This is a genomic window from Oceanicola sp. S124, assembly GCF_000220565.1.
Taxonomy (GTDB): Bacteria; Pseudomonadota; Alphaproteobacteria; order Rhodobacterales; family Rhodobacteraceae; genus Pseudooceanicola.
Genome location: NZ_AFPM01000237.1, coordinates 1 through 22,733 on the forward strand (window position 1 = coordinate 1; position 22,733 = coordinate 22,733).

Below are 22,733 nucleotides of genomic sequence, written 5' to 3' on the forward strand. Positions count from 1 at the left end.
CGGGTCAGCGCGATCAGATCGCCAAGCGTCCGGCATTCCAGCACCGCGTCCTCGTCCAGCGAGATGGCAAAGCGATCCTCGATCTCCATGATCAGCTCCATGCTGTCGAGACTGTCCATCCTGGTTTCGGCGATCGGAAAGGCGCGGAAGGCGGCGAAATCGTCCTCGGTCTCGGGCATGGCAATGGCGCTGGTGTGGCGCAGGATCATCGCGGCGATCTCGGGTTCTATGGCGGTCAATGGGCTCTCCCTGGTCAGCTGACGGCGACGATCAGTGCGTCGTCGGCGTTGAAAAGGTAGTCGTTGGGGCGGAAACGATGCTCGGTCACGGTGAGGGTGCCGGGGTGGCTGCGCAGGGCCGCGACCATCATCTGCCAGGCCTTTATCGACAGGTGCTTGCCCAGGCAGACATGAGCGCCGATCCCGAACAGCCCTGCCGACGGGCCGTCGGGGCCGGATTTCAGCGCCTCGACATAGAGGCGGACACGCTCTCCCGCGGCGATCCGGGTGCCTGCGATGGTCACTGTCTGGCGGGCGATGCGATCGACATAGGGCACAGCGGTTGCCGGGATCTCGGCGGGCCAGTCGATCCGGGCGAGGGGGCGGCCCGGGTGGCTGTCCAGCACCTGCCGCAAGGACTGGGTCAGCGAACCATAGAGGGAATCCGCGCCGACGACGCTGAGAGAGATCCGGGTCAGTACACCCTCGAGGGCAACGGGGTCCTCGGTGCCGGCAATCAGCCGCGCGATACCCTCGTTGATCGCCTTGCGACGATTCAACCCCAGCCGGCGGTCGAAGATCGACGAGAAGGAGGTGCCGCCGCGGTCGTCCAGGCGGAAGCCGCTGAGCACGCCGAACATGGCGTCGACCGCCGGGAAGGCGAGGTCACGGGCCAGGCAGAAGCTGCCGCTGTCCGCATGGGCCGCAAGCTGCGCCGCAAGGCTGTCGCCATAGGCGGCAAGGGCCGCTTCGGTGACCGATTTCAGGTACAGGGTCTGGCGTCGCCGGACCTCGTGATGCGGCTGGCCGTTCAGCCCGAGGGCCACGTGGTCCAGCACCTGCACGGTGGGCCGGAAGTCGATGGAGAAGCGCTCGCTCAGCGTGGCGTAGACCGAGCGGAAGTCGATCACCTCGATCTCGGGGGCCCGCAGTGCGGCCCGGATCGCCTCGGGATCGGCCGAGACCCAGGCGGACAGCTCGTCGGACCAGGTGAGGCCCTGCAACGTCGCATAGGTCGCCCGCCGGTCGGACTGCCGGTGCAACAGGTCGAAACTGCCCATGATCTGTTCCCCCCGGAGTTGTTCAGGACCGTCGAGGTCCCGCTTAGCAGGTGCTCCGGACCTGTCCAAGCGAGACCGTACGGGGGCCCCGAATGTTTTGGGGAAGTGGCAGCAAAGAACCCCGCGATGCCAGGCACCGCGGGGCTGATGGTCGGGGGGCGAGGCCGCCGGCCTCGATCCCATATCCTCAGTAGGGGCTGTCTTCGAAGTAGAAGTCCTCGGCGTTCTCCTGGGTGATCAGCTCGGAGGAGATGATGAAGTCGCCGGTCATCGGCGCGCCCGAGGTCAGGCCCAGCACGGTCATCTCGATGGCGGTCGAGATCATCGCCGGCGGGTAGGTGACGTTGACCGGCACGGTCTCGTCGCCCTCGGCGATGCGGGCCACCATCTCCTTCATGCCGGCGCCGCCGACCACGAACATCTCGTCGATGCGGCCGGCCTGCTCGATGGCGGCCAGGGCGCCGACGGCCATGTCGTCATCGGCGGCCCAGACAGCGTCGATCTCGGGGAAGCGCGACAGCCAGTCCTGCATCAGGGTGAAGGCGGTGTCGCGGTTCCAGTTGCCGTGGTCCATGGCGACCACCTCGATGCCCGAACCCTCGATGGCGCCTTCGAAGCCTGCGACCCGCTCGTTGTCGACGGTCGAGGGGATGCCGCGCATGACGACGACCTTGGCGCCCTCGTCGAGGTTCTCGGCGAAGTATTCCCCCGCCGTGCTGCCGAAGGAGGCGTTGTCGCCGGCGACATAGAGGTTCTGGATGCCTTCCTGTGCCAGGCCGCGGTCGACCACCGTCACCCAGGTGCCAGAGTCGGCGATGCGCTTGATCGGGCCGGTCAGCGGCTCGGATTCGAAGGGCAGGACGACCAGGGCGTCGATGCCGCGGGTCGCCATCATGTCTTCGAGGTCAGAGACCTGCGTGGCGCTGTCCGGGGTGGTGGCCAGGACGAAATCCAGGTCGGGATGGGCCTCTTCCAGCCGCGCGATGGTGCGCTCTGCGTGGTAGTTCAGGGCGCCGGCCCAGCCGTGGGTCGCTGCCGGGATCGACACGCCGATGGTCTCGGCGGCGGCGGCACCGGTCAGCACGGTGGCAAGCGCGGTGGTTGCGATAAAGAGCTTGGTCATCTGATATCCTCCCGATGAGATGACGTGGATTTCCGGAACCGCCTCAGCGGTCGGTCCCGGTCTTGCGTTGCAGGACGACGGCGAGAATGATCACCGCGCCCTGGATGGCTCCGTTCAGGTAGGGGCTGACGAAGTCCGTGAGGTTCAGGATGTTGCCGATCAGGCTGAGGATCAGCACGCCGACGACGGTGCCCCAGACCCGGCCGAAACCGCCCTTGAGAAGCGTGCCGCCGATGATCACCGCGGCGATGGCCTCCAGCTCCCACAGCAGGCCGGTCGAGGCCGAGGCCGAGCCGAGGCGCGGCACGTACATGACCACGGCGAAGCCGACCAGCAGGCCAAGCAGCACATAGGTCGCCAGGCGCACCTTCAGCACGGCGATGGACGAATAGCGTGCAACCTTCTCGTTCGAGCCGATGGCGGCGCAGTGGCGGCCGAAGGCGGTGTGGCGCATGACCACTTCGCCGAGGATGGCGATCACCGCGAAGGCGATGATCGGCCAGGAGATCCCGGCGATGCCGCCATAGTAGACCGGGCGGTAAAGCTCGCGCATCTCGAAGCCCAGGGACAGCGTGCCGCCATCCGCCAGCCAGGTGATCAACGAGCGGTAGATGCCCATGGTGCCCAGGGTGACGATGAAGGCCTCGATGCCGACGCGGGTGATCAGCAGGCCGTTGATCAGCCCGGCGATCAGCCCCGCGACCAGCGCCAGCGCCACGCCGACCAGGATCACCGGCAGGCCGACGCCCCAGACGTCGGTCAGCACGTTCATGGTCAGGATCGCCAGCCCGGCGACGAAGGCCGCCATCGAGCCGACCGACAGGTCCAGCCCGCCCGCCGTGATGACGAAGGTCATGCCGACGGCGATGATGCCGATGAAGGCCGAGCGCGCCAGCACGTTGGTGATATTGGCGTAGCTCAGGAAATTGGGGTTCAGCGCCACCCCGATCAGCACCAGCACGATCAGGGCGACGATGGGGCCGATGACCTTCAGGTCGATGCTGCCGCCCCGGCGGCGGGTCTTTGTCTCTGCATGGGCCATGGTCACGCGGCCTCTCCCTCACTGTCCTTCAGTCCCATCGCCAGGCGGACGATGGCCCCCTCGTTGATCTCGTCTTGCGCCAGCTCTCCGACCACGCGGCCGGCGTGCATGACCAGCACGCGGCTGGCCAGGCCGATCAGCTCGGGCATCTCGGAGGAGATCACCACGATGGCGCGCCCCTCGGCGGCCAGGTCGGCGATCAGCCGGTAGATCTGTTGCTTGGTGCCGATGTCGATGCCGCGCGTCGGCTCGTCGATCAGGATCACCTGCGGATCCGACAGCAGCGTCTTGGCCAGCAGCAGCTTTTGCTGGTTGCCGCCCGAGAGGTTGCCGACGGCCATGTTGCGCTCGGGCACCCGGATGGCGAAATCGGCAATCGCCTTGTCCAGCGCCGCCTCTTCCGCTTTGCGGTCGATCAGCAGCCCGCCGAAGCGGTCCAGCAGCGGCAGCGTCAGGTTCTCGCGCAGGGTCTTTTCCAGCAGCAGCCCGGCGCCCTTGCGGTCTTCGGTCAGGTAGGCCAGGCCACGGGTCATCGCCACATGCGGCTCGGCGGCGGGCAGGTCCTTGCCCTCGAGCCGCACCGTGCCGCTGCAGGCGCGCAGCCCGGCAATCGCCTCGGCCAGCTCGGTGCGGCCCGAGCCGACAAGCCCGCCGATGCCCAGCACCTCGCCCCGCCGCAGCTTCAGCGAGGCGCCCTGCACCATGCCGGGAACAGAGAGGTTCTCTACCTCAAGCATCACCTCGGCGCGGGGTAGGGCCTTCGCCGGATAGAGACCCGACAGCTCGCGCCCCACCATGGCCTCGGCCATCTCGTCCTCGGTAATCTCGGAGACCTTGCTGCTGCGCACCATGGCGCCATCCCGCAGCACGGTGACACGGTCGCAGATGCGCTTCACCTCGGACAGCTTGTGCGAGGTGTAGAGCACCGCGACCCCCTCGTCGCGCAGCCGCTCGACCTGGCGGAACAGCACTTCGCAGTCGCGCTCGGTCAGCACGGCCGTCGGTTCGTCCATGATCAGCACCTTCAGATCCCGCGACAGGGCCTTGGCGATCTCGACCATCTGCTTGGACGGCACCGAGATATCCGAAACCCGGGCCGAGGGATCGACCGGGCAGTCGAGCTGCGCCAGCAGCTCGGCGGTGCGGGCGCGCATGGCGGCATGGTCCAGCCGCCAGCCGCGCTTCAGCTCGCGCCCGAGGAAGACGTTCTGGTCGACGCCCAGGTGTTCGGCCAGGTTGAATTCCTGGTGGATCATGATGATCCCGCGCGCCTCGGCCTCGTCGGAATGGGCAAAGCGCAGGGGCTGGCCCTGCCAGAGCACCTCGCCCGCCGTCTGGTCGATATACCCGCCGAGGATCTTCATCGTCGTCGACTTGCCGGCGCCGTTCTCGCCGATCAGGGCGTGGATCTCGCCGGGGCGCAGCTCGAAGTCGACGCCGTGCAGCACCTCGATAGGCCCGAAGGACTTCGAGACGGATGAGAGCGATAGGATAGGGTCAGCCATTCTGCGCCACCTCCGCAAGGTTGATCCAGGTATTGCCGGCGCGGGCCGAGCGGATGCAGCCCTCGATGAAGCAGAGCCCCTCGATGCCGTCGCGGATGCCGGGCAGCAGGGTAGGGGCCTCTTCACCGCGCTGATGGGCGCGGATGGCGGCAGCGGCTTCGGCGTAGATATTGGCGAAGCCTTCCAGGTAGCCTTCGGGATGGCCCGGCGGCACGCGGCTGCCGGCCATGGAGGTCGCGCCCCGGCGCAGGGTCCGGCGCGGCTCGCCAAGCGGGGTGAACAGCAGCGTCTCGGGCTCGACATGGGACCATTCAAGCCCCGCCTTTTCGCCGTAGATCCGCAGCTTCAGCCCGTTCTCGGTGCCCGGCGCCACCTGGCTGCACCAGAGCGATCCTTTTGCGCCCGAAGCATAGCGCAGCAGCACCTGGGCGTTGTCATCCACCGCACGGCCGGGCACGAAGCTGGTCAGGTCGGCCAGCAGGTGCGAGGGCAGCTCGGCGCTGACGAAACGTGCCAGCTGGAAGGCATGGGTGCCGATGTCGCCGATGGCACCACCGGCCCCGGCGCGGGCCGGATCGCCGCGCCATTCGGCCTGCTTGCTGTCCGAAGGTTCGGCCAGCCAGTCCTGCGCATATTCGACCTGCACCAGCCGCAGCTTGCCCAGATCGCCCCGCGCCACCATCTCGCGCGCCAGCCGCAGCTGCGGGTAGGCCGAGTAGTTGTGGGTCAGCACGAAGAGCGCCTCGGACGCCTCGGCCACCCGGGCCAGGTCCCGCGCGTCGGCCAGGGTCGAGGTCATCGGCTTGTCGCAGATGACGTGGATCCCGGCCTGCAGGAAGGCCTTGGCGGCGGGGAAATGCAGGTGGTTCGGGGTGCAGATCGCCACCGCCTCGATGCCATCGGGGCGGGCGGCCTCGGCGCGGGCCATCTCGGTGAAATCGTCGTAGGTGCGCTCGGGCGCGATCCCGGCCTCGGCGGCGCTTTCGGCATTGCGCGCAGGCGTCGAGGACAGGGCCCCGGCGACCAGCGTAAAGGCATTGTCGAGGCGCGCGGCGATGCGGTGAACGCCGCCGATCATCGCGCCCTTGCCGCCGCCGACCATGCCGAGGCGCAGAGGGTGGTGCAGGCTCATGACGGCTCCCGCATGTTCGGGCCCGGCGCGTTCAGGCCCAGCATCTTCAGGTTGGCCGCGTCATCGGTCCCCGCCGAGGCGAAATCGTCGAAGGCATGGGGGGTGACGCGGATGATGTGATCGCGGGTGAAGGCAGCTCCCTCGCGGGCGCCGTCCTCGGGGTGCTTCAGGGCGCATTCCCATTCGACCACCGCCCAGCCGTCGAAATCCATTGCGGTCAGCTTGGCGAAGATGGCGCCAAAGTCGATCTGGCCGTCGCCGGGGCTGCGGAAGCGGCCCGCCCGGTCGACCCACGACTGGAAGCCGCCGTAGACTCCCTGGCGCCCGGTGGGGCGGAACTCGGCGTCCTTGACGTGGAACATGCCGATGCGCTCGGCGTAGATGTCCAGATGGGCCAGGTAGTCCAGCTGCTGCAGCAGGAAGTGGCTGGGATCATAGAGCATCATGGCGGCGGGGTGCTGATCGACGCGGTCGAGGAACATCTCGAAGCTGGCGCCGTCGTGCAGGTCCTCGCCGGGATGGATCTCGAAGCAGATCCTCACGCCCTTGTCGGCGGCGTGATCCAGGATCGGGCGCCAGCGTTTCGCCAGCTCGTCGAAGGCCACTTCGACAAGACCCGCCGGGCGCTGCGGCCAGGGGTAGAGGTAGGGCCAGGCCAGCGCACCCGAGAAGGCCGCCATGCGGTCCAGCCCGAGGTTGGCCGAGGCGTCGATGGTCTTCATCACCTGATCCACGGCCCAGGCCTGGCGGGCAGCGGGGTTGCCGCGCAGCGCCTCGGGGGCGAAACCGTCGAAGGCCAGATCGTAGGCGGGATGCACGGCGACCAGCTGGCCCTGGATATGGGCCGAAAGCTCGGTGATCTCGACGCCGCTTTCGGCGGCGGTGCCGCGCAGGGTGTCGCAGTAGTCGCGGGAGGAGGCGGCACGGTCGAGGTCCAGCATCGCCGCCTCGCCCGAGGGCACCTGCACGCCGAGGTAGCCGCAATCGGCTGCCCAGCGGGTGATCCCGGCGAAGCTGTCGAAGGGCGCGTCATCGCCGATGAATTGCGCCAGGAACAGCCCCGGGCCTTTCAGAGTCTTCATGGGTCCTCCCTTGGCCGGTCATCCTGAAACTGCGAATGTAACCGGTTACATTTACGCTGGCATATATTGTAATCGGTTTCAATGACCCTTAGCGTGAAATCTTCCCGACCAGAGAGGCCGTCCTTGAGTTCCCCCAGCCGTCCGCCGAAGATCCATGACGTTGCCAAGCGGGCGGGGGTCTCTGTCGCGACGGTCAGTCGCGTGTTTTCCAACCCCGACATCGTCTCGGAGAAGAGCCGCAAGGCGGTGGAAAAGGCTGTTCTGGAAACGGGTTACACGCTGAACGTGCTGGGTCGTAACCTGCGGCAGAGCCAGGTCGGCGCGGTGCTGGCGCTGGTGCCGAACCTGGCCAATCCGTTCTTCTCGGAGATCCTCGCGGGCATCTCCGAGGTGCTGCGGGACGCCGGTCTGAACCTGCTGGTTCTGGATACCCGGCAGGTCGATCGGAGCTCTCCGACCCACGGGTTGCGCAATTATCTCAATCGCAGCCACGCGGATGGAATCATCGTGCTGGATGGCAGTCTGGACCCGGCGCTGTTCCAGAGCCCGGCCTGTCCGCCGGTGGTGCAGGCCTGCGAATGGAACGAGGGGGTGCCCGGAGCCCGGGTGCTGGCCGACAATGCCGAGGGCGCGCGGCTGGCGGTGGCGCATCTGCTGGCCCTCGGGCATCGGCGGATCCTGCACCTGGCCGGGCCGCGGCAGAACTCGCTTTCTGTCTCGCGCGCCGAGGGGGTGGCGGCGGCACTGTCCTGCGAAGGGCTTGAGCCGGTGGCGGTGATCGAGGGCGCCTTCACCCTGCGCTCGGGGCGCGAGGCGGCGGCGGCGGTGATCGCGGCGCGCCCGACGGCGGTCTTCTGCGACAACGACGAGATGGCGATCGGCCTGATGGCGGGGCTGGCCGAGGCGGGGCTGTCGGTGCCTGGGGACATCTCGCTCGTCGGGTTCGACAATATCGAGATGGCGGCCTATGCGCCGGTCCCCCTGACCACGGTCCGCCAGCGCCGCGCGGTCTTGGGACAGGAGGCGGCGCGGCTGCTGCTGAGCCAGCGCGACGGGGACCCGTCCGAAACCCGCGTGCTGCCGGTCGAGCTTTGCATCCGCCAGAGCGCCCGGCCGGTTTGACGGGCGCCGAAGGCACTCGGGTCGCGCGACAGGGTCCACTGATCTACTAGCGGGTAGAAACACCCGATGCCGCCGGTGCTTCGGGCTGGGCCGGAGGGGGGATCGGCATGAGTTCGGAGCGTTTCGTCGCACAGGTTCAGCTGGTGGCCGGGGCATGCGGGTATCCGCTGCGACAGGTCATGTTGCGCGATGGCCGCGACGGGCGTCTGCCCCGGCTCGAAGTGGACCATCCTTCGGGTCGCTTCCAGTATCGTCGCGGGCTGCTGGCGGTGGCGCAGGTGATGCGCCCCGAGCGGCCCGGGCGTTCCGTCAACCAGCTTTCCGAGCAGATTTGCGACAGTCGCGGGGCGCTCATGGCCTGCCTTGCCCAGGCGGATGTGCCCCACTGGCAGGGCCGGCCTGTCGCGCCGTGCGGGCGGTTCCGGGCCTGCACCTGGCCACGGTCGAGATCCTGCTGCCGCAGGGGCAGGGCCTTGCAGACGGGCCGGGGGTGCTCGTGCGCGACATTTCGGCCGCCCCGGCGCTTGAGCCTTTCGTCAGCCCCGATGAAGGGCCCGGGGCAGAGGTCGCCGCGCCCTTGCTGGCGCTGCTCGACCGGCGCGAGATTGCGGAGCTTGATCCCTGGGCGGGGCATGCGCTCTCGCTGATGGACCAGGCTGATCCTTCCCTGCGCTCCATGGCCTTCGACCTCGCACGCGCGGGGGTGCCCTATCGGCAGGTCGAGGTGATGGGCGACCGGAGGGGCGAGCCCCGGCGGCAGATCGTCTTCGACCTGAGCGGCCATCGCTACTCGGCGTCGCACGGGGCGCGGCGCATCCTGACGCCGGACGGGGGCGGTCCATGTGAATACCCGTGCAACGGGGATCACCGGCAGCAAGTCCCGTACCAAGGCCCGGCTCGACGCGGCCGGGATCGCCACGCCCGCGGGGCGCTGACTACGACGTCGGCCGTGTCGCCGATGCCTTCCAGTCGGATGCGGCGGGCGGCATCGAGCAGCAGCACCTCGCCCTGGCCGGCGGCTACTATGGTGAAAACGCCAACTTCTACGGGATGATCGGCCGCCAGGACGAGCGGAACGAGGGCACCTTCGGCCTGCTCTCTGCCACCTGCCTGCCGACCGACAGCCTCAGCATCTCGCTGACCCATGACTTCCGGCCCGACTCGGACGGGACCACGCAGAGCGGTGTCGACAAGTGCTTCCTGGCGGGCAACTCCAGCATGTCGCTGTTTGCCAACGCCGGCTACGTCCATGACAGCGACAGCTGGGACGCCGCTTTCGGCCTGCAGATCTGCTTCGGCGATACCCGTCGCGCAGAGGTGTCGCGCGGGGTGGGACGTGGTCTGGCGGGCAGAGGATTGCGCGGCATCAATACCACGCAGCTGTTCTTCAACGCCGCGTCGCGCCAGACCCAGGCCTATAACGACTCTCTCGTCGCGTGATCCGGCGGGCGCGTCGCGGCTGCGGCGCGCCTGTCCCTTCCGGGGCGGGGGCCGGTCAGGGCCCGGCTTGAGGCATCTGCCAGTGCCCGGCATCGGCCTGCGACGCCCAGAGTCCCGGGCAGCGTCGCCTGCACCTGTCAGGCTGTCTGACCCGTCAGGTCCTGGGCCAGCATCATCGCATTGCCATCGGGATCGTAGAAGGTCGCCGTGCTGACCATGCCGGGGATCGTCTCGGTCGGTCCGTCGAAATGCACGCCTTCGGCCTCCAGGGCGCTGCGCCCCGTTTCGATATCCGCGATGCCGAACACCGGCACGGTATTGCCGGGGGCGGGTTCGGCCTGTTCCCCCAGCCCGAGGGTCACTCCCGGGGTCAGGGTCTGCAGCTCGCTCCAGCCGGCCTCATCGGCATGATAGAGCACCTGGAAACCCAGCATCCTGTGATACCAGTCGGCGCAGGCGTGGCGGTCGCGGACGGAAAGGGCGAGGGTAATCGTATTTTCAAGGCTGACGACGGGCATCGGGGTTTCCTCGTGTCATGAAATATATATACTATAATTTATGGACAAAAATCTGCTTGTCAAGATCACCTCCCGTGCCTGGTCGCTGGATATCCTCGACCGGATGGGGGTGGGCGTTGCCGGACGGCAGGCGCCCTTGCTGGCAGCGACCGGGGCCAGCCGCACCGCCTTCGCCCAGAGCATGGGTCATCTCATCGACCTGGGCCTGGTCGAGCGCAATCCGGGGCATGGCCATCCCCTGCGCCCCGAGTTCCGCCTGACGGCGACTGGGGTGGGCGCGGCCGCGATGGCGGGGCGGATCCTTGCTGCTTGCCCCGAGCAGGCCGAGGTCGCCCTGTTGCGGCGCAGCTGGACCGTTCCGGTCCTGACCGCCTGTCAGCAGCCCAGCCGGTTTTCCGAGATCAAGCGTGTCCTCTCCCCGATCACCGATCGCGCGCTTTCGGCCTCGTTGAAGGAGCTGCAGGACCGTGACTGGCTCTGCCGGGCCGTGGACAGCGACAGCCATCCGCCGCGCAGTCTCTATGTGGCGGCGAACGCGGGGCTGAGGATTGCCCGCGCGCCGGGGCTGCGCCTGGCCTCCTGACGCGCGACCTTGCGGCCCGCGACCAGAGGGTGAGGGGACCGCCCGGCCCAGGGAAGCAGAAGGGGGGGGCCTCGCATGCAATTGTGGGCCGCTCATCCGGCGTCATCTCTTTCCCTGCGTCGCTCTCACCGTTGAAGCCCGCGGACACTGCTGCTGCCACCCGTGATCGTGCTGACCCTGCTGCCGCCGACCCTGCTGCCGCCGTGCTCCTGCGACAACCGCTTCTGGTGCCGTCGCTAACCCTGTCGTCCCGGGCCCTGTCGTCATGGGCCCTGTTGCCCCCGGCCTGTAGCTATGCCGACACATGGCAAGCGGTCCAGAACAGCGGGCACGCAATTCGAGCGCCTGACATTCCGCGCGCGGCCCCTTATGGTGACCCGTCTCTTGTCCGGGGAAGGTCCATGACAGATACCATCCTGCTGATCCTCGCGGCCCTTGTCGTCGGGGCCTCGAAAGGGGGGCTGGCATCGGCCGCGGCAATCGCGGTGCCGATGCTGGCGCTCTTCATGAACCCGATCCGCGCCGCAGCCCTGTTGCTACCGGTCTATATCGCCACCGATGTGGTCGGCGTCTGGCTGTTCCGACGGGATTTCTCGCGCCGGAACCTGTTGATCCTGGTGCCTGCCATGCTGGTGGGGATTGCCGTCGCCACCGTGATAACCCCCTACACGCCCGAGGCCGTGCTGCTGATCTTCACCGGCGCCATCGGTCTCTGGCATTGCCTGCGGTCCTGGCTGACCCGGGGCCGGACCGAGCCGGTGCCGGCCCGCGTCCTGCCTGGTCTTTTCTGGGGAACGCTGACGGGAATCGCCAGCTTCATCACCCATTCCGGCGCACCGCCTTCGCAGGCCTACCTGCTGCCGCAACGGCTGCCGAAGCTTCAGTTTGCCGGCACCGTAGCCATCGCCTTTGCCATCGGAAACCTGGTGAAGCTGCCGGCCTACTGGTCGCTTGGGCAGCTCGAGGGACTGAACTGGGGGCTGGTCGCCGGGCTGGCCGCCGCCGGGATCGCGGGCACCTTCCTTGGCCGGGCGCTGACGGCCCGCCTTTCGGAAGCGCTGTACCTGAAGGTCATCCAGGGGCTGCTCTTCCTGCTGTCGATCATCCTGCTGGCCCGGGGCGGTCAGATGCTGCTGGCCGGCTGACCGCCCGACCGCATCCACCGGGCATGGCGAGGTTAACAAGACCTTCCCTCTTGCGGTATCCATGCGGAAATCACGCGAAAAGTGATATCGCTTGTCGATTTCTTGCGGGAACCGAACAAGTTTGCCAACGTGGGAGCGCCCGGAGGCCGCCGCCCACACCTTGCCCGCACCTTCGGCCCGTGACCGCACAGACGGACTGCCGGGATTTGATCAAAGTCGGTTGACCCCCTTCGGCATTGGCCTATCCTCCGCCGCGCCGGTGCCTGCCGGCAGCCGCGCGGCGCAAGGAGCGGATGATGGATATCCTGACGATCAATGACCGGCCCGGGGTCTATCCCGACAGCTACTACGCGGCCACCGCCAGCGCGCCCGCCCCTTTCCCCGAGGCCGAGGGCGAGATCCGCGCCGATGTCTGCGTCGTCGGGGGCGGTTTCACCGGCCTGTCTGCGGCCCTGCACCTGCGGCGGTCAGGGTTTGACGTCGTGCTGCTAGAGGCCAGCCGCCTGGGCTTCGGCGCCTCGGGGCGCAACGGGGGGCAGGTCGGCACCGGCCAGCGCGTCGCACAGCCCGAACTGGAGCAGATGGTCGGCCTGGAAACCGCCCGCAGCCTCTGGCAGATCGGCCTCGAGTCCGTCGATCTCGTCCGTCAGCTGGTCGGCCAGAGCGGCGAGGATTGCCAGATCACGCCCGGTATCCTGCATGCGGATCACCGCGCCCGTTTCGTGCCCGAGACCCGGGCCTGGGTCGACCATATGCAGCAGACCTATGCCTATGATCACATTCGGTTTCTCGACCGGGACGAGATCCGGGCCGAGGTCGGCTCGCCAGGCTATCATGCCGGGGCGCTGGACCTTGGCGGCTTCCACCTGCACCCGCTGCGCTATGTCTTCGCCCTGGCGAAGCTGGCCCGGGACGAGGGGGTGCGGATTCACGAGATGTCGCGGATGGTGGATTTCACCCCCGGCGATCCGGTCCGCATCCGCACCGACCGCGCGGTGGTAACGGCGGACCACCTGGTGCTGGGGCTGAACGGCTACCACAACAACCTGGCGCCGCAGCTGGCGCGCCGGGTCATGCCGATCAACAACTTCATCGCGGTCACCGAACCCCTGGGCGAGGCGCGTGCCCGCAGCCTGATCGCCAATGACTACGCCGTCGGGGACAGCCGCTTCGTGATCAACTACTACCGCCTCAGCCGCGATCACCGGATGATCTTCGGCGGCGGCGAGAGCTATGGCTACCGGTTCCCGAGCGATCTTGCCGCGAAGGTGCGCGGCCCGATGCTGGAGGTCTTCCCGCAGCTGAAGGACGCCCGCATCGACCATGCCTGGGGCGGCACCCTGGGCATCACCATGTCGCGCCTGCCCCATGTCGAGCGCCTGGCGGGGAATGTGCTGTCGGCCTCGGGGTTCTCGGGGCATGGCGTGGCCATGGGCAGCCTGGCCGGCAAGCTGATGGCCGAGGCGGTGGCGGGGCAGGCCGGGCGCTTCGACCTGATGGCGAAACTGCCGACTGGGCCTTTCCCCGGAGGCCCCCTGCTGCGCAGCCCGCTGCTGGTCGCCGCGATGCTCTGGTACGCGCTGAGAGACCGTCTCTGACCCTCCGCAGGGTGATTCGGGATATGACAGGCTGACAGGCGACAGGGCTTGCCAGGGCTGTGGCGGCTGTATCGGAGCGCGCGAATTATTTTGTTTCCTATGGTCTTGGTGCCCGAGATTGATGTTGCCTGCGCGTCCGGGGCGGGCCCGTGGCCGGTGGATCGCCTGTGCGCGCAGGGCAAGTCATAAGGCTTTAGAAAGGTGCCGGTTTTTCCCGTCTTGGTTGAGCTGGGGCGCTGAAAGCCTGTTTCAGCTCGCCAGAATCACCCCTCGTGATCGCGTCCCGGCCTGTCGGAAAGCTGCAACGCAGGGCCCTCACGACCATCAGAAGGCTTGCCATACGGTCCTGAAGCTGCGTGATCTGGAGGCAATTCCAGGGGGACGGTCCCCGCTGGTCGCGGTCCCGCAGGGCGCGGGACGGCCAGCCCGGGGGCCAAGACGCAGGAACGAGAGGAACGACGATGACCATATGTGTCGCGCCGTGGAGGCGTCCCGGCAAGCTGCGCAGAACCGGGCCCGCAGGGCTCGCCACGCTGGCCCTCGTGGCCGGCATCGGGTTTGGCTCTGCCGTGTCGGCGCAGAGCCAGGTTACCCTTTCCGAGGCCGCGCGGCTGATGCAGACCAGCGAGCTGGACCTGCAGATGATCGAGCTGGAACAGCAGGTGGCCCAGGAGGTGGTGATGCAGGCCAAGGGCGAACGTCGCCCGCGGGTGCGCCTGTCGCTGAGCTACGTGCAGACCCAGCAGGAGATCGTGAACCAGGACAACACGACCTTCCAGGAGGGCAGCTCGACCTATCCGACGATGAACGTGGCCCTGGCGATCACCCAGCCGATCTACGACGCGGTGCGCTTCAAGGCCCTGCCGCTGGCCCGCGCCGAGGAAGAGCTGGTCCGGGCCCAGGCCGTCGCCGCCCAGAACGAGCTGTCGCGCAATTTCGTCGCCGCTTTCCTGCGGGTCGCCTCGGCCCAGCTTCAGGTCGACGAGAGCGAGGCGATCCTGCGCGCCCGCACCCAGCTGGAACGCGACATCGGCCTGCTGGTCGATGGCGGCCGCGCGGATGCCGACCGCCAGTACCGCGCCCACGGCGATGTCTTCGCCGCCCGCGCCGACCGCGCCGAGGCCGAGATGGGCATGTCGGAAGCGCTCTTCGGGCTGCACCGTTTCACCGGCCCCGAGGTCGAGGGGGTGCGTTTCAACGCCAATGCCGGGGTGGCGCAGTTCCGCAGCTTCCAGGACACCTTCAGCCCCGACCGGCTGGCGCAGATGAACCCTGACGTGCAGGTGGCCCAGGCCAGCCTGGTCGTGGCGCAGCGCCAGCTTGACCGGGTGCGCGCCGCCTTCCGTCCGACCGCCAACCTGACCCTGGAAAGCGAATACGAGAAGACCGAGGGCTCTCTCTTCGGGGGCGGGTCCACCGTGACCTCGACCGAGCTGGGGCTGGAGCTGGGCTGGTCCGTCTACGAGGGCGGGGTGCGCCGCTCGCAGAAGCGCGAGTCCGAGACACGGGTGAAGATGGCCGAGCTGCGCCTGCAGCAGGCACAGCAACTGGCCGAGCGCCGCTACCAGTCGCTGACCTCGGCGCTGCAGCGGGCGCTGGAGGCGGTGCAGGCCACCGCCAATGACCGCCGCGTGGCCGCAGAGCGCTACAATGCGGCTTTGGAACAGGTGGACGCGGGACGCCAGACAAGCGAAGTTTTGCTGGAATCTCGCCTCAGGCGCGATACGATGACGTTGCGTTCGCAACTGGCCCGGCTGCGGGCCATCCAGCTGCAGGCCGAGCTTTACGCGCTGTTCGGGGCGCTGGATCTCGACACCCTCTCGCAGGATTTCGCCGGGGCGTGACGCAGTTTCCCGCCGCCCAGAGGGCCGGGCGGGGCAGGAATTCGGGGCTTCGCCGAAGGGCGGGTCCGCATGAAAGGACAAATACGCAGATGACCAAGCAGCTGCTGATCTACGACAAGGTGGTCCCGGTGAACCGGCAGACCCACCGGGATCTCTCGGTGCGCCGGACCACTTCCTTTGCCTTCGCGCAGGGGCTGAATTCGGTCCCGATCGTCGACGTGGAATTCGCCAAGGTCGCGCTGGAAGCCCCCATCGTCTTCGCCAAGACCGAGACCGGACCGGTCTCGCTGGCGCTGATCGGGGTGGAAGAGGGCCGCTGCGCGCTGGTCAACGACGAGGGCGCCTGGACCGGGCGCTACGTGCCGGCCTTCCTACGCCGCTATCCCTTCGTCTTCTCGGCCCAGCAGGGCAACGACAAGCTGACGCTCTGCGTCGACGAAAGCTTCGAGGGGCTGAACACCGAAAACCGCGGCGAGCGGCTGTTCGATGCGGACGGCAAGGAAACCACCTACCTGTCGACCGTGCTGCGCTTCATCGAGGAATACCAGGCCACCTTCAACCGCACCCAGGCCTTCTGCGATCGCCTGGCCGAGCTGGACCTGCTGGAAGAGGCCCGCATCGACTATCGCCTGGGCGATGGCAAGACCGGCGGCATCACCGGCTTCTGGCGTGTCTCGAACGAGAAGCTGCGCGCGCTGCCCGACGACAAGATCGCCCAGCTGTTCCGCTCGGGCGACCTGGACCTGATCCAGCTGCACATGCTCTCGATGCACAACGCCGAGCGCCTGATTGGCCAGGCCCTGGGCGGCAAGCCCGCGCCGACCGCCTCGCCCGCCGAGGCGGAAGAGGCCGAGCCGGCCGAGATCTGACGTCCGGCAGCCCGGCTCTTGGGGAAGGGCCGGGTCTTGCCGAAGCGCACTCGAGGGATCCGTCCCGGCGGTGCGATCAGGAACAGGCCGGGCCTACGGGCCCGGCTCTCGGCGTATGAAGGCGCCGGGGTTTGCATTTTACCCGCGCGCTGCTGCGGCGCCGGGCCAGAATGGTTTCGGGGGAGAAGAAGATGAGCAAGATCTTCGACAGGACGGATCGACAGAACGCCACGCCGGTGGACGATCTGCTTCCGGTGCTTCGCCCCGGCTCCGCCCCCGCCACTCAGCCGACGCTTTCGGATTTCCTCGACGGGTTCACCCGCGGCATGTTCCGCCGCAAGCCGCGTGCGCGTCTGCCCCGCCGCCGCAGCGCCATCGACACGCTGGAACCGCGCCTGCTGCTGTCGGCCGATCCGATCAACGCCGCCTTCGCCGTGGCCGGGGATGCCACGCTGCGGGTTTCGGAAGTCAGCTACAACGCCGGCACCGAGGACGACCCCGACAACCGCAAGGAACTGCGGGTGCAGCTGGTCCAGGGGATCAACGCGGATGACACCTCGGCCACGGTCATTGCCGAGCGCCGCATCGTCGAGATCGACGGCGAGAACCGCGTCGTGGTCGGCGACTGGGATGCCGCCACCCAGAGCCTGATCACCGAGATCGACATCACCGCCTCGGCCGGCACCGACCACCTTGTGATCGACGAATCCGTCCTGTCGCTGGCAGGCGCGCTGAGCTTCGACATCGACCTGGGCGCGGGCGTCGACACGCTGACAGGCCCGGCGTCGCCCGAGGGGGTGATCTGGACCCTGAACGCGCTCAGCGGCTCGACCGCCTCGGGGCAGTTGTCGGTCATGGCCGCCACGGGTGACCTCGACGACCCGGACGCCAACGACACCTCGATCGACACCAAGGAAACCTACGACGATGGCGCCCGCGACTACGCGATGACCTTCGCCGGGGTCGAGAGCTTCAGCTTCGAGGCCAACCGCGACGTGCTGGTCGACGACATCGGCGGCGGCTCGGAATGGAAGATCACCTGGGACACCTCGGGCACCCTGTTCGAGCGCTTCTCTTCCGGCACTGCCGCCAGCGCCACCTCCGACAGCACGGCCTCGCGGGCCACCAGCCTGTCGATTTCGGGCGTCGATGCCTTCAAGGGCGATGACAGCCACCTGAACCTGGCCTTCGAGAGCCGCTCGAGCGGCGAGGCGGGCGCGGATTTCAGCGCCGAGGGGGGGCAACTCAGCCTCTATGATGCCGACGACACCGACCGCGACGCGGTGCGCTTCATGCTGGATATCCGCGGCGTCACCGGCTTCACCGGCACCGGCGGCGCGGATTCCGTGCGTCTGGGGCAGGGCGTCTCGTTCAACCTCGGCGAGGGCGAGGATTCCGTAACCGGCACCGATGACCTGTTGCAATGGACGCTGCAGTCGATCACCTCCGGCACCCGGCCCGAGGCGACGCTGGGAGTCTCGTATTTCGCGCTGCCCGAGGATCCCGCCAGCGCCGACACCGCGCTGGACTGGGTCAGCCTGGGCACCAGCTCGACCGTCTGGGGCGCCGACGACCTGACCGGGGGCGATGCGGCGGACCGGCTGATCCTCGATTTCGCGGGCGACGTGAAGGCGGCCTTCTCGGGCGATGACACCGACAAGCCGGAACTGACGATCACCTATGTCGGCGCCGGGGCGGCCCTTTCGGCGCGCGGCGTGGAAGAGCTGGAGAGCCGCGCCACCGGCACCTCGACGCTGGACTACTCGGCCTGGAGCAGCAATATCTCGGTCGATTTCTCCGAGGGCACGGGCACCGGGGTCGACCGGCATGTCGGCTTCAACGCGGTGATCACCGGCGATGGCGATGACCAGATCATTGCCGCGTCGGACACGGTCTCGATCCAGACCGGCGCGGGGGCGGACACCATCACCCTGACCCGTTTCTCGGTCGCCGCCTATATCGACGCGGGCGCGGGCGAGGACACGCTGAAGGGCGACACCAGCGCCCAGTCCGACGTCTACACGGTGGCCGAAAGCGACTTCGCCGAGGGCGAGGCTGTGCCCGACGACCTCGACCCTGACACCGCCGACATCCAGACCACCGACCCGCTGGGCAGCCATTTCCTGATTTCCAATGTTGACGGCGAAGGCGCCGACGGCACCTTCTCGCTTGAGTTGAAGGCAGGCGGCACCCAGGGCACCAATGCCACCTTCGCCAATGTCGAGAACTTCGAGGGGCAGGGCAGCAGCGATGATCCCGACACCATCGAGTTCAACATCTCTCCGGCGCTGACCTGGTATGTCACCGATGTCTACGCCGGTGCGGTCGTCGTTTCGGGCGCGCTGACGCTGGGTTACAGCAACATCCAGCGCGGTTCGAACGCGGGCAGCTCGCGGCTGACGCTGACCTATGCGGGCGACGGCAACGAATACGGCGAATACACCGGCGACGTGATCACCGACCTGATGGAAGGCGCCGTGGCGGGCTTCCAGCAGTTCAGTGGCGCGGTCCATGTGCTGATCGGCTCGTCCAAGAACGACGCCCTGACCGGCGGCGAGGTGACAGAGGTCATCCGGGGCCTGTCCGGCGATGACCTGCTGGCCATCGGCGACATCGACTTCACCTCGGTCACCCCGACCATCGAGGGCGGGGCAGGCACCGACACGCTGGGCTATGGCTACGCGAACCAGGACATCTTCGTGCTGGATGACGGCTTCCACCTGGTCAGCGCCGCCGGGGACCTGGCGGCCAGCTACACCGGCATCAGCGACGTGGTGTTGCTGGCCAAGGACGGGCTTGCGACCGGCATCACCCTGGATGCCAGCGCCTTCACCCTGGGCAGTGTCGCCCTGCGCGGCGGCGACGGGGCGGACAGCCTGATCGGCTCGGCCGGGGACGACAGCTTCCAGTCCTCGCTGGGCGCGGATGCGATCACCGGCACCGGCGGCACAGACCGCTATTACGCCATCGACGTGGCCGGCAACTGGACCGTGGTCGATGCCTCCGCCGACATCCATGTCACCAAGAACACCGGCGATACCGACACGCTTTCGGGCACCTTCGACCAGCTGACCCTTTCGGGCGACGAGAGCGACAACACTTTCGATGCCTCCGGCCTGACCCTTGCCGCCGTCTCGCTTCTGGGCAATGACGGCGATGACGTGCTGAAGGGCGGCAGCCAGGACGACACGCTGTCTGGCGGCGCAGGTGGCGACAGCTTCGACGGCGGCGCGGGCGATGACCTGCTGGTCGAGCACGGGCTGCGCCAGTACATCCTGACCGACAGCGCGCTGATCCACGACCGGACCGGCGACACCGACTATGCGCTCAGCCTCGACCTGCCCGAGAGCACGGCGACTGACGATTTCTTCCGCCTGACCCTTGTGCTGGCCGACGGCACCGAGCTGACCAGCGGCAAGCTGTCCTTCCAGGCCACCGACGCCGATGTCATCCAGGCCCTGCGCGGCTTCCAGCAGTTCGATCCCGAAAGCGTCGAGATCACCATCACGCGCAACGCCACCACCAGCGCGATCGAGGCCGTGGCGATGGCCTTCACCTATTCCTACCAGGGCCGCAACCTGGGCCTGTTGCTGAAGGCGGCGGGCGAGGCGACGCCGGACGCGGGCAGCGCCACCGCCTTCACCGCCGAGACCACCGGCAGCGACATCACCGCCGGCACCCGCGAGGGCAGCCCGGAAACCGTGGCCAATATCGAGCGGGCCGAGTTCGCCTTCGATACCTCTGTGGCGGGCTATGCGGATGTCTCGGGCTTCTCGGGCAGCGTCATGCTGACCGGCTCCAGCCTGAACGACGACGTGACCGTGGGGGCGGACCATTCGGTCGACCTCGGTTCGGGCGACGATATCCTGACGGTCAAGGCGGCGGGGGAGTACGACGCCACCAACGTGGTGCTGAAGGGCGGGGCGGGCTTCGACCGCATCATCGGCCTCGGGCAGAGCAACCAGACGCTGGACGACGACTGGCTGTCCTTCAATGCCAATTCGGCGCAGAGCAGCCAGAAGGTCGCGCATCAGGACTTCGAGGACTTCGTGCTGATCGGCACCTCGGGGGCCGACACGCTGGATGCCTCGCGCCTCGGTGGGGCGGCGCTGACCGCCGCGACCCTGCTGGCCGACCTGAACGGCGGCTTCGGCCTGCCGATCCGTTATTCCGACGATGCGACAATCACTTACGAGGATGATAGCGGGGTCGAACACACCGTCGACACCGGCGAAACCTATTACGACCTGAAGATCATCCACCCCGACGGCACCATTGCCTACCTTGATCTGGACGGGTCGGAAACGACCATGCAGGACGTGCTGGATGCCTTCAACGCGCTTGACGGCATCACCGCCTCGATCACCGATGGCGCGCTGGTCATCACCTCGTCCAAGGGCACCGGCACGCTCAGCTTCGAGGGGGTCGAGGTAACCTCCAACGACAGCACCGACAGCGCCAGCGGCACCGATACGGTCTGGGTCGACGACAGCATGCTCGAGGCGCTCGGCCTTTCCGATATCGCCTTCTCGGGCGAGACGGTGACCGCCGCGCTGGCGGGGGGCGCCAAGGTGCTGATCCAGGGCCTTGCGGGGGCGGACGACATCACCGGCTCTGCCGGCAACGACCTGATCATCGCCGGCGAGACCACGGCCGAGGGTGACACCGTCGACGGCGGGGCAGGGCGCGACCAGTTGATCCTGACCCGGCAGGGCTGGGCCTCCGGCCTGACGGTGGAGGGCGACAGCGCCGCCTTCACCGTCAAGGACGGCGGCGCAAGCACCGTCCTGACCGCCTCCAACGTCGAAATCCTCGAGCTGCGCGGCACCAGCGCCGACCAGGCCATCGACGCGCAGGGCTTCTCGGGCGATCTGATCTACCGCTCGGGCGGCGGCGCGGACACGGTGAAGAAGAGCCAGGGCACCGACACGCTGATCCTCGAAGGCCAGGCCGATGGCGCCACGCTGGCGGTCAACTCGAACAAGTCGGTGACGAATGCGGCCAATACGTCGGACCTGATCTACGTCGACTTCACCGGCACTGTTCCGTCCGACATCATGGACTCGGTCAGCTATTCGGCCAATGGCAGCGGTGTCACCGCCTTCGACGCGGTGATCGGCGCGGCCCCGGCCAAGCTGGAACAAAGCTGGCTGACCCGCTACGAAAGCACCGGCAGCTACGACATCACGGTCGAGAGCAACATCAGCTTCGGCGCCGGCAAGCTGACCCTTTCCGCGGGCAGCATCATCATCGCCGCCGATGTCGTGCAAACCGGCGACAGCGACAGCCGGCTGGTTTTCGAGACGCTCAGCTTCACCCAGCTGCGCGACACCACCATCAGCTCGACCGGAGACCTGATCTTCGTCGGGCGCGCCGAGGATCGCCGCTGGACCACCGGCTTCTGGCAGCCCTCCGAGAACTCCATCAACTACCAGTTCGGCAAGGGTGACAATGTCACCGGCGCGGACGATGGCGACACGGTGATCACGGCGCAGAACATCCGCATCGACCTGCGCGCCGGCAAGCTGCCGGCCAAGAACATCTCGACCGGCGACCCGGCCGACGAGGGCAGCCTCTGGGACAAGCTCGGCGATTTCGCCGAGGGCGTGGGCCAGAGCCTGATCGACGCGCTGGAAGACATGTCGCTGATCTCGGCGAACTCCAAGACCTATTCCTCGATCACCCTCAATGCCTCCGAGCACACGGTCTTCCGCACCACCGGCACCGGCGACGACGGCAACCTGGTGATCCGCGTGGCGACCGAAGAGGTCACCAAGTCCACGCCGGTCGCCATCCTCGCCGCGCTCTCCTTCGGGCTGTCCGAGGTCTACCATGACGTGCAGATCAAGGGCGAACTGGACCTGACGGGCGATCTCGACATCCGCTCTTCGGTGGATGTGACCAATGACGTGATCGCCGAGTCGGGCGGGCTGGGCGGCGTGGGCCTCGGCTTCGCGGTCTCCATCGCGCTGATCGAGAACAACGTCCTCGTCGATGCCGCCTCGGGCAGCCATATCCGCGGCGACCTGCGCGCCGAGGCCAACACGGTCGAGCGGATGCTGGTCACCGCCGGTGCCTCGACCGGCAATGACGGGCTCTTTGCCCTGGCCATCGGGGTGCAGGTCGGAACCAATACCACCACCTCGCGGGTCACCTCGGATGACCTGACGGTGGATGGCAACCTGATCGTCCAGGCGCAGAACAGCCTTGGCGCCGTGTCCAAGAAGCTGGGCTATATCGTGCCCTTCGGCGCCAGCCCGGGCGTCATGACCTCGGCCTCGGTCGGTTCGGTCGGCGGCGGCAACGTGGTGGACGATTTCCTGAAGGGTCTCAGCCCGGCCAGCGCGATCACCTCGGTCGCCACCGCCAAGACGGCGGCCTGGCTGCTGTCGGGCAACCCCAATGCCTTCTCGAAGTGGCTGGGCGGCATGCTGTCGGACCCTGAAACGCC

The 22,733-nt window shown here is 67.8% G+C and carries 16 protein-coding genes; 8 read left to right on the forward strand and 8 right to left on the reverse strand.

All coding sequences use genetic code 11. The features are described 5' to 3' along the window. The 7 genes from OS124_RS26170 to OS124_RS0116495 all read right to left on the reverse strand — a co-directional run. The coding region (locus OS124_RS26170; protein ID WP_010140903.1) for an acyl carrier protein at positions 1-239 on the reverse strand (239 nt) is incomplete at its 3' end. Between the two features lie 14 nt (positions 240-253). Continuing rightward, positions 254-1,279 (reverse strand): hypothetical protein, encoded by a 1,026-nt coding sequence (locus tag OS124_RS0116470; RefSeq protein ID WP_010140904.1) that lies wholly within the window; start codon positions 1,277-1,279, stop codon positions 254-256. 187 nt (positions 1,280-1,466) lie between these two features. Beyond that, positions 1,467-2,402, reverse strand: a complete 936-nt coding sequence (locus OS124_RS0116475; RefSeq protein ID WP_010140905.1) for an ABC transporter substrate-binding protein — start codon at positions 2,400-2,402, stop codon at positions 1,467-1,469. Between the two features lie 43 nt (positions 2,403-2,445). Continuing rightward, positions 2,446-3,444, reverse strand: coding sequence for an ABC transporter permease (locus OS124_RS0116480; protein ID WP_050900911.1), 999 nt, complete (start codon positions 3,442-3,444; stop codon positions 2,446-2,448). Between the two features lie 2 nt (positions 3,445-3,446). After that, complete coding sequence (locus tag OS124_RS0116485; protein WP_010140907.1) at positions 3,447-4,949, reverse strand: sugar ABC transporter ATP-binding protein; 1,503 nt, start codon at positions 4,947-4,949, stop codon at positions 3,447-3,449. Next, positions 4,942-6,081, reverse strand: coding sequence for a Gfo/Idh/MocA family protein (locus OS124_RS0116490; RefSeq protein ID WP_010140908.1), 1,140 nt, complete (start codon positions 6,079-6,081; stop codon positions 4,942-4,944). The genes OS124_RS0116485 and OS124_RS0116490 overlap by 8 nt, the downstream gene beginning before the upstream one ends. Beyond that, complete coding sequence (locus tag OS124_RS0116495; protein WP_010140909.1) at positions 6,078-7,163, reverse strand: sugar phosphate isomerase/epimerase family protein; 1,086 nt, start codon at positions 7,161-7,163, stop codon at positions 6,078-6,080. The genes OS124_RS0116490 and OS124_RS0116495 overlap by 4 nt, the downstream gene beginning before the upstream one ends. A gap of 123 nt (positions 7,164-7,286) precedes the next feature. Between OS124_RS0116495 and OS124_RS0116500 the strand changes: the two genes are divergently transcribed. Beyond that, entirely contained in the window at positions 7,287-8,285 is a 999-nt protein-coding gene (locus OS124_RS0116500; protein ID WP_010140910.1) for a LacI family DNA-binding transcriptional regulator, read from the forward strand. An 852-nt stretch (positions 8,286-9,137) separates the two neighbouring features. Then, positions 9,138-9,725, forward strand: a complete 588-nt coding sequence (locus tag OS124_RS0116510; RefSeq protein ID WP_138919573.1) for a hypothetical protein — start codon at positions 9,138-9,140, stop codon at positions 9,723-9,725. Positions 9,726-9,862: 137 nt separating this feature from the next. Here OS124_RS0116510 and OS124_RS0116515 read toward each other — a convergent pair whose 3' ends face one another. Continuing rightward, complete coding sequence (locus OS124_RS0116515; protein ID WP_010140913.1) at positions 9,863-10,243, reverse strand: VOC family protein; 381 nt, start codon at positions 10,241-10,243, stop codon at positions 9,863-9,865. Positions 10,244-10,283: 40 nt separating this feature from the next. Between OS124_RS0116515 and OS124_RS0116520 the strand changes: the two genes are divergently transcribed. The 6 genes from OS124_RS0116520 to OS124_RS24995 all read left to right on the forward strand — a co-directional run. Beyond that, positions 10,284-10,826, forward strand: a complete 543-nt coding sequence (locus OS124_RS0116520; RefSeq protein WP_010140914.1) for a winged helix-turn-helix transcriptional regulator — start codon at positions 10,284-10,286, stop codon at positions 10,824-10,826. 401 nt (positions 10,827-11,227) lie between these two features. Next, positions 11,228-11,971 carry a sulfite exporter TauE/SafE family protein gene (locus OS124_RS0116525; RefSeq protein ID WP_010140915.1) on the forward strand — a complete coding sequence of 248 codons (744 nt, stop codon included), beginning with the start codon at positions 11,228-11,230 and terminating at the stop codon, positions 11,969-11,971. 296 nt (positions 11,972-12,267) lie between these two features. Continuing rightward, positions 12,268-13,569, forward strand: a complete 1,302-nt coding sequence (locus OS124_RS0116530) for an NAD(P)/FAD-dependent oxidoreductase (RefSeq protein WP_029375511.1) — start codon at positions 12,268-12,270, stop codon at positions 13,567-13,569. Between the two features lie 461 nt (positions 13,570-14,030). After that, positions 14,031-15,413, forward strand: a complete 1,383-nt coding sequence (locus tag OS124_RS0116535) for a TolC family protein (RefSeq protein WP_083834659.1) — start codon at positions 14,031-14,033, stop codon at positions 15,411-15,413. Between the two features lie 89 nt (positions 15,414-15,502). After that, complete coding sequence (locus OS124_RS0116540; RefSeq protein WP_010140918.1) at positions 15,503-16,282, forward strand: SapC family protein; 780 nt, start codon at positions 15,503-15,505, stop codon at positions 16,280-16,282. 191 nt (positions 16,283-16,473) lie between these two features. Then, on the forward strand, positions 16,474-22,733 hold a 6,260-nt coding region (locus OS124_RS24995), incomplete at its 3' end, for a calcium-binding protein (protein ID WP_010140920.1).

Bases quoted from the DNA above. Each gene is read 5' to 3' on its own strand.
- OS124_RS0116470 (WP_010140904.1), bottom strand. From the start codon at position 1,279: ATGGGCAGTTTCGACCTGTTGCACCGGCAGTCCGACCGGCGGGCGACC.
- OS124_RS0116475 (WP_010140905.1), bottom strand. From the start codon at position 2,402: ATGACCAAGCTCTTTATCGCAACCACCGCGCTTGCCACCGTGCTGACC.
- OS124_RS0116480 (WP_050900911.1), bottom strand. From the start codon at position 3,444: ATGGCCCATGCAGAGACAAAGACCCGCCGCCGGGGCGGCAGCATCGAC.
- OS124_RS0116485 (WP_010140907.1), bottom strand. From the start codon at position 4,949: ATGGCTGACCCTATCCTATCGCTCTCATCCGTCTCGAAGTCCTTCGGG.
- OS124_RS0116490 (WP_010140908.1), bottom strand. From the start codon at position 6,081: ATGAGCCTGCACCACCCTCTGCGCCTCGGCATGGTCGGCGGCGGCAAG.
- OS124_RS0116495 (WP_010140909.1), bottom strand. From the start codon at position 7,163: ATGAAGACTCTGAAAGGCCCGGGGCTGTTCCTGGCGCAATTCATCGGC.
- OS124_RS0116515 (WP_010140913.1), bottom strand. From the start codon at position 10,243: ATGCCCGTCGTCAGCCTTGAAAATACGATTACCCTCGCCCTTTCCGTC.
- OS124_RS0116520 (WP_010140914.1), top strand. From the start codon at position 10,284: ATGGACAAAAATCTGCTTGTCAAGATCACCTCCCGTGCCTGGTCGCTG.
- OS124_RS0116525 (WP_010140915.1), top strand. From the start codon at position 11,228: ATGACAGATACCATCCTGCTGATCCTCGCGGCCCTTGTCGTCGGGGCC.
- OS124_RS0116530 (WP_029375511.1), top strand. From the start codon at position 12,268: ATGGATATCCTGACGATCAATGACCGGCCCGGGGTCTATCCCGACAGC.
- OS124_RS0116535 (WP_083834659.1), top strand. From the start codon at position 14,031: ATGACCATATGTGTCGCGCCGTGGAGGCGTCCCGGCAAGCTGCGCAGA.
- OS124_RS0116540 (WP_010140918.1), top strand. From the start codon at position 15,503: ATGACCAAGCAGCTGCTGATCTACGACAAGGTGGTCCCGGTGAACCGG.